Genomic DNA, 6,145 nt, shown 5'->3' on the forward strand with positions numbered 1-6,145 from the left:
ACACCGCCGTAAACTTTAGCAAGAGTAGTACAGATAGCTGCAGTTAGAGTTGTTTTACCGTGGTCAACGTGGCCGATAGTACCAACGTTAACGTGCGGTTTCGTACGTTCAAATTTTTCTTTAGACATGAGTGGTCCCTCTAGGTACGGATTTAGGTGGCCCAAATTGACCACGCAACCAAAAAAGATAATTGGTAAATCTAATATCAAAAGGAAATAAACTTGAGAGCTGGTGCTGATAGGCAGACTCGAACTGCCGACCTCATCCTTACCAAGGATGCGCTCTACCACCTGAGCTATATCAGCACTCAAATTAGAGTGGAGCGGGCAGCGGGAATCGAACCCGCATCATCAGCTTGGAAGGCTGAGGTAATAGCCATTATACGATGCCCGCAACACGTAACTCTGAGAGCTATTTCCTAAAGAATATGGTGGAGGGGGACGGATTCGAACCATCGAAGGCAGTGCCGGCAGATTTACAGTCTGCTCCCTTTGGCCACTCGGGAACCCCTCCAAATTTTCAAGCCATTCAGACTACTAAAGGAAAGAATGGTGCCGACTACCGGAATCGAACTGGTGACCTACTGATTACAAGTCAGTTGCTCTACCTACTGAGCTAAGTCGGCATAAGTGGTGCGCATTCTATTGAATGATTTTCGAGGTTGCAATAGTAATTTTAAAAAAAATCATAAAATTCGATTTTTTAGATTCGTTTGCTGCAAATTCGTACAAACTTGGCTTTTTTAAAGTAAACTTCGACCTTTGTCGTTTGCTTTGAAGTTCGCTTGATGTATGTTCTTGCTTCTACTAAACCAAGGATAAAAGAGACCCATGAGTCCATTTTTGTCATTTGACCGTGCAAACTGGGCCGAGTTAAGAAACTCTGTACCGATGACACTTTCTGAAGACGACTTGACTGCGCTTCAGGGCATTAATGAAAACCTAACCATGGAGGAAGCGGTAGAAATCTACCTTCCTTTGTCTCGTCTTTTGAATCTGTACGTCCAAGCCCGTCAAAGCCGCAACTCCGTATTACAACAATTCTTGAATACGGAAGAACATGCCCCTCCTTTTGTGATTGGTATCGCCGGCAGTGTCGCTGTAGGCAAAAGTACGACAGCTCGTATTCTGACCGCATTGCTTTCTCGTTGGGAGAATCATCCCAAAGTGTCCTTGGTCACTACAGATGGCTTTCTATATCCGAAAAAGGTACTAGAAGAACGCGGTATCATGCATCGTAAAGGGTTTCCTGAGTCCTATGATATCAAACGTTTAGTTGAGTTTATGTCTGACGTTAAAGCGGGTAAGCCAGATCTTGAAGTGCCTATTTACTCCCACATCACGTATGACATTACGGACGAACTAAGAAAAGTTGATAGACCCGATGTTCTTATCATTGAAGGTTTAAACGTTCTACAAAGTGGAATGGATTATCCGCATGATCCACATCGCGTCTTTGTCTCTGATTTTTTGGATTTTTCGATCTATGTCGATGCTGAAACAGAGACAATTGAACAGTGGTATGTGGAACGATTTTTAAAGTTTCGCCAAGGAGCTTTTACTAAACCCGGTTCTTATTTTAGTCACTACACGCAACTGTCAGTCGATGAAGCAAAGCAAAAAGCGAAACAAATTTGGCATGATATTAATGGGCTCAACTTGGAGCTGAATATTCTTCCAACCCGAGAAAGAGCCCATTTGATTTTACACAAAGGCGTCAACCACTTGGTTGATAAGGTATCTTTGCGAAAGTAATTGAACGTCAATCGCTTTTACGCAACGAGATTTCACCACCAATGTAAGTCTCTAGCCCTTGGGAAGTTTCGAGTAATATCCCGCCTTGATGATCAATGCCGCGTACGACGCCGTGCACCTTTCTAGGTCCGATGAGCAGCTTGACTTGACGATTGAGAAAGTTATCTAATCGATTCCAACGTTCGACAAAGCTGGTAAGTCCTTTCAGTTCATACTCGATAAGTGCGGAATTCCAATGCTTGATAAGCGTCGTCGCTAGGACATTTCTATCGATCACGAGACTCTCGTTTACCTGATTCAATGTTGTCCATGGTTGATCAATCTCAGGTTGCTCATCAGGCATTCCAATATTGAGCCCCATCCCAATCACAAGATGAGCAGCACCACCGGCCTGCCCTGACATCTCCACTAAGATTCCTGCCAGTTTTTTATCTTGATAATACAGGTCATTTGGCCACTTGAGTTTAACGCCTTGTATGCCTATTTCTTCTAGTGCTTCCACTGCGGCAATACCAATAACAAGGCTTAAGCCCATTGCCGCGGCCATTCCCGCATCTAATCGCCAGTACATGGATAGGTATAAGTTAGAGCCAAATGGAGAGATCCATTGTCTACCGCGGCGACCACGTCCTTGTGCTTGATACTCAGCTATACAAACACGGCCCTTTTCTGACTCTGCGACTCTATCAAGCAAATACTGGTTGGTTGAGTCAATCACAGGAACAAGCTCAACAAGTGACTCCGCACTAGCAGTAAGGAGAGCTTCATCTAGCAACTGCAATGGTGATGCCAACTGGTAACCGCGCCCTTGCACTCGATAAATATCAATGCCCCACTCACTAAGACCTTTAATATGCTTAGCTATTGCCGCTCTGGATACATTCAGGGCTTCGCCCAGCGCCTCTCCAGAATGAAACTCGCCGTTACTTAATGACTTTAAGATATGAAGTTTCGTAGAGTGATCTTTTCTCATCTTAACGCCTCGATCTGAGCCAGGTTGGTTTCCCCGGTACGGTTCAGAAATCGAACTTCATGCTCAAGTTCTATTTGGTATTTATCCCACACTGCCTGCTTCACTAGGGAAGCAAGTGCGACAACATCATCGGCACTGCAGTTGTCCATGTTGGTCAAAACCAAGGCTTGCATAGGGTTGACCTGTGCACCATGCACAGACTTCCCCTTTAATCCGCACTGATCAATCAGCCAACCAGCCGCGACTTTCATTCCGCCAGGAGTTGGATAGGCCACGATATTAGTATGTTGCTTCATGAGCCGATCATAATGATCTTGAGTGATCACTGGGTTTTTAAAGAAACTTCCTGCGTTACCTACCTTGACTGGATCCGGCAGTTTCTCCGTTCGCACTTGGCAAACTCGCTCGAAGATTGTTGCTGGGCTAAGTTGTTCTTCCGGAATATCTTTTAAAGGACCATATTGATTAATCGGTTGCCATTGCTTAGCCAACTTAAGCCCTAGTGCAGTAATAAAGTACTTTTCATGCAAAGCGTGTTTAAAAATGGAGTCTCGGTAGCCAAAGTTACAGTCTCTGGCGCTCATTCTTCTATTTTCAAATGTAGTTAGATCAAGAACATCCACGTAGTCACAAATGTCTTTTAGCTCTAGTCCATAGGCTCCAATGTTTTGAATAGGAGCCGAGCCTGCACAGCCAGGGATCAGGGCTAGGTTTTCTAACCCACCAATTCCCTGACTCACACACCAGGAAACTAAATCAGGCCAGTCTTCACCACCTGCAATATGCAATAGGTATTGGTCATCTGTTTCCGTCACATGTTTACCCATGATTCGATTAACGATCACTAACCCGTCAAAATGCTCAGTGAAAAGAACATTACTTCCTTTACCTAAAAAAAGCTTCGGTAAATGGGTGAATCTCGGGTCTTGAAATAGTTGAATAACCTCCTCGAGCGACTCGATGGTGGCTAAATAGGAACACGACTGTTCAATCCCAAAAGTATGGTAAGCCTTAAGGCTCGCATTTGTTTTAATTTGCATAGTAGGTTTGCAACGTCAGATAAGATTCTCTTAAACTGTCGACATTCTACATTAGTTATCTTTTAACCGCAGTGACAATACCTGACTCATTAATCATAGAAGTGTTAAATCCTATCAAGCTCCCTCTCATTAAGAGGTTGTACAAAGCGTATTACCCTTCGGGTCGAGCCAAAAAGGATGAACTGATCATTACAGCGAGACATAAAAGTGAAATCGTTGCGTTACTACGCTTAAAAACCGTAGATAGATCTCGGTTGCTGACGGGAATGCTGGTCATTCCGACACTTAGGGGAACTGGCATTGGAAAAGAACTACTAACTCATTGTAAAAACAATGTTTTCACTGATGGCGATTATTGCTTCGCGTTTACACATCTCGAATCCTATTATTCCAAGCATGGATTCAAAACCATTGATTGCTCTGAGCTACCACACCCGCTAAAAATGGCATTTCAACGCTATGTAGATAGCGGTAAAGATCTCATTCCAATGCAATTCATCTCTTCAATGACATCAAAACGCGCGCTTTTGTAGCCAGGTAAATCATATCTTTGATAAAATGACTGGTTCGCAATATTGCACTAAACTAAGGTACTCATACCGATATGATAGTAAGTAGGAATCCATTCGAACAGTTGCCAAGTCTCGCTGTCAATCCGGAAGACTTTGATGTTCTGTATTCAGCAGAATCATTCAGGACTCGTCTTTTGGATGCAATCAGCAAAGCAACGTCGCGAATTTACCTAGTCGCTCTATATCTGGAAGATGATGAAGCTGGACGTGAAATTCTCACTGCGCTTTATGAAGCGAAACAGCGCAATCCTGGGTTGGACATCAATATCTGTGTCGACTGGCATCGAGCGCAGCGTGGCCTGATTGGTGCGGAAACATCTGAGGGTAATTCTGCGCTTTACAAAGCGTATGCCAATAAGTACCAACACCCGATCCCTGTCTATGGTATACCTGTGCGTGGCAGAGAGGTTTTTGGGGTACTGCATTTAAAAGGCTTCATTGTCGATGATACTGTCATCTACAGTGGGGCAAGCTTAAATAACGTTTATCTGCACTATCACGAACGCTATCGCTTTGATCGTTACCATGTGATTCGACATGAGTCTTTAGCTAATTCAATGGTGCAATTCATTCAGGAAGAGATGATTGCTCACCCAGCTGTCAATGATCTTGCTGGAAAAGATAAGCCAGAAACCAAAGAAATTAAGTCGGCGATTCGTCAACTGAGAGCTTCACTTGCTCAAGCTAATTATCAGTTTGAAGACCAACCTGCAACAGAGGAAAGTGTAAAAATCACCCCGCTAGTTGGTCTAGGCAAACGCCGCAATCTGCTCAATCAACAGATTGTAAAGTTACTAGCGGCCGCCCAAAACGAAATCTTTATCTGTACGCCTTACTTTAACTTCCCTAAAGCGCTGCATCGTGAAGTGAAGCGAGCCATGAAACGCGGTGTGAAAGTAACTATTGTTGTGGGCGACAAGACAGCAAACGACTTTTATATTGCCCCTGAGGAAGACTTTAAAACCATTGGCGGACTTCCATATCTGTATGAAGTAAACCTACGCCGCTTTGCGAAAGCAAATGAAGCGAATATCGCTGCGCGTAAACTGTCAATTCACCTCTGGAAGCATGACAATAATAGCTTCCATCTCAAAGGCATTTGGGTTGATAAACGCTATATGCTACTGACGGGGAATAACTTAAATCCTCGGGCTTGGTCACTTGATCTAGAAAATGGGCTTCTCATCCAAGACAATTATGCGAAGCTCACTGAGAAGTTCGAAGATGAAGTTTCGCGTATCCTTGAGCATACCCATCTTATCTGTACTTATAAACAGTTAGAAAAAGTGGAAGATTATCCGATAGGGGTGCAGCGGTTAGTAAGAAAAATAACCCGCCTAAAAGCCGATGGGGTTTTAAAACGCATCCTGTAAGCATAATTAACTTCAAAGCTCAGCATTTTCCTGCTGGGCTTTTTTATTATTCCTAGATCCAACAGCTTAATACTCTATTAGACCTCTGTTAGTAGGCTTCAGTAAATAAACTTGCGAGACACAACTGAACCCAAAACGCAACAACCTAGAATCTAGAAAGGTAATACATGCGTAAGTGGCTAGGTGCTTAATAACTCAGTCTTCCGATCTTACTCTTTCTTACACTACGCTAGTGAATAAGCTTTCTAACACGTAAGTCAGCACAGGGGCTCAAAACTAGTCCTCGATACTGGGACCCGGTTCAGTAGAAACCGCACAGAGTTGCGCATCAACTCGTCATGGCAGGGCTTAGAAAGTATCGCGAGAGAAGAGCCTGCCTCTCGATGCAAGGTTTCAATATGGAAATGGGGTTAAGGTAAGTCGGGTAACCAAA

The 6,145-nt window shown here is 43.7% G+C and carries 6 protein-coding genes and 4 tRNA genes; 3 read left to right on the forward strand and 7 right to left on the reverse strand.

Going from position 1 to position 6,145, the window contains the following annotated elements:
- The 5 genes from CBX98_RS24945 to CBX98_RS24965 form a co-directional block, all read right to left on the reverse strand.
- The coding region (locus CBX98_RS24945) for a GTP-binding protein (protein WP_227484038.1) at nt 1–128 on the reverse strand (128 nt) is incomplete at its 3' end.
- A 101-nt stretch (nt 129–229) separates the two neighbouring features.
- Nucleotides 230–305: transfer RNA gene (locus tag CBX98_RS24950), tRNA-Thr, on the reverse strand.
- A gap of 13 nt (nt 306–318) precedes the next feature.
- Nucleotides 319–393: transfer RNA gene (locus CBX98_RS24955), tRNA-Gly, on the reverse strand.
- Between the two features lie 35 nt (nt 394–428).
- Nucleotides 429–513: transfer RNA gene (locus CBX98_RS24960), tRNA-Tyr, on the reverse strand.
- 36 nt (nt 514–549) lie between these two features.
- Nucleotides 550–625 (reverse strand) — tRNA-Thr (locus tag CBX98_RS24965).
- Nucleotides 626–830: 205 nt separating this feature from the next.
- Between CBX98_RS24965 and coaA the strand changes: the two genes are divergently transcribed.
- Nucleotides 831–1,754 (forward strand): type I pantothenate kinase, encoded by a 924-nt coding sequence (coaA, locus tag CBX98_RS24975; protein WP_005398335.1) that lies wholly within the window; start codon nt 831–833, stop codon nt 1,752–1,754.
- Nucleotides 1,755–1,761: 7 nt separating this feature from the next.
- Here the strand turns inward: coaA and birA are convergent, their stop codons facing one another.
- Nucleotides 1,762–2,727, reverse strand: a complete 966-nt coding sequence (gene birA, locus CBX98_RS24980; RefSeq protein ID WP_109170512.1) for a bifunctional biotin--[acetyl-CoA-carboxylase] ligase/biotin operon repressor BirA — start codon at nt 2,725–2,727, stop codon at nt 1,762–1,764.
- Complete coding sequence (gene murB / locus CBX98_RS24985) at nt 2,724–3,767, reverse strand: UDP-N-acetylmuramate dehydrogenase (protein ID WP_109170513.1); 1,044 nt, start codon at nt 3,765–3,767, stop codon at nt 2,724–2,726. Before murB ends, birA begins: the two co-directional genes overlap by 4 nt.
- A 101-nt stretch (nt 3,768–3,868) precedes the next feature.
- Here murB and CBX98_RS24990 point away from each other — a divergent pair, with 101 nt between their 5' ends.
- Both CBX98_RS24990 and pssA read left to right on the forward strand, forming a co-directional pair.
- Entirely contained in the window at nt 3,869–4,300 is a 432-nt protein-coding gene (locus tag CBX98_RS24990; protein ID WP_172606026.1) for a GNAT family N-acetyltransferase, read from the forward strand.
- Nucleotides 4,301–4,371: 71 nt separating this feature from the next.
- Entirely contained in the window at nt 4,372–5,712 is a 1,341-nt protein-coding gene (gene pssA / locus CBX98_RS24995) for a CDP-diacylglycerol--serine O-phosphatidyltransferase (RefSeq protein ID WP_046874695.1), read from the forward strand.
- Nucleotides 5,713–6,145 lie beyond the last annotated feature (433 nt).

Origin of the sequence: Vibrio sp. T9, from assembly GCF_003123985.1 — a bacterium.
GTDB classification, from domain to species: Bacteria; Pseudomonadota; Gammaproteobacteria; order Enterobacterales; family Vibrionaceae; genus Vibrio; species Vibrio diabolicus.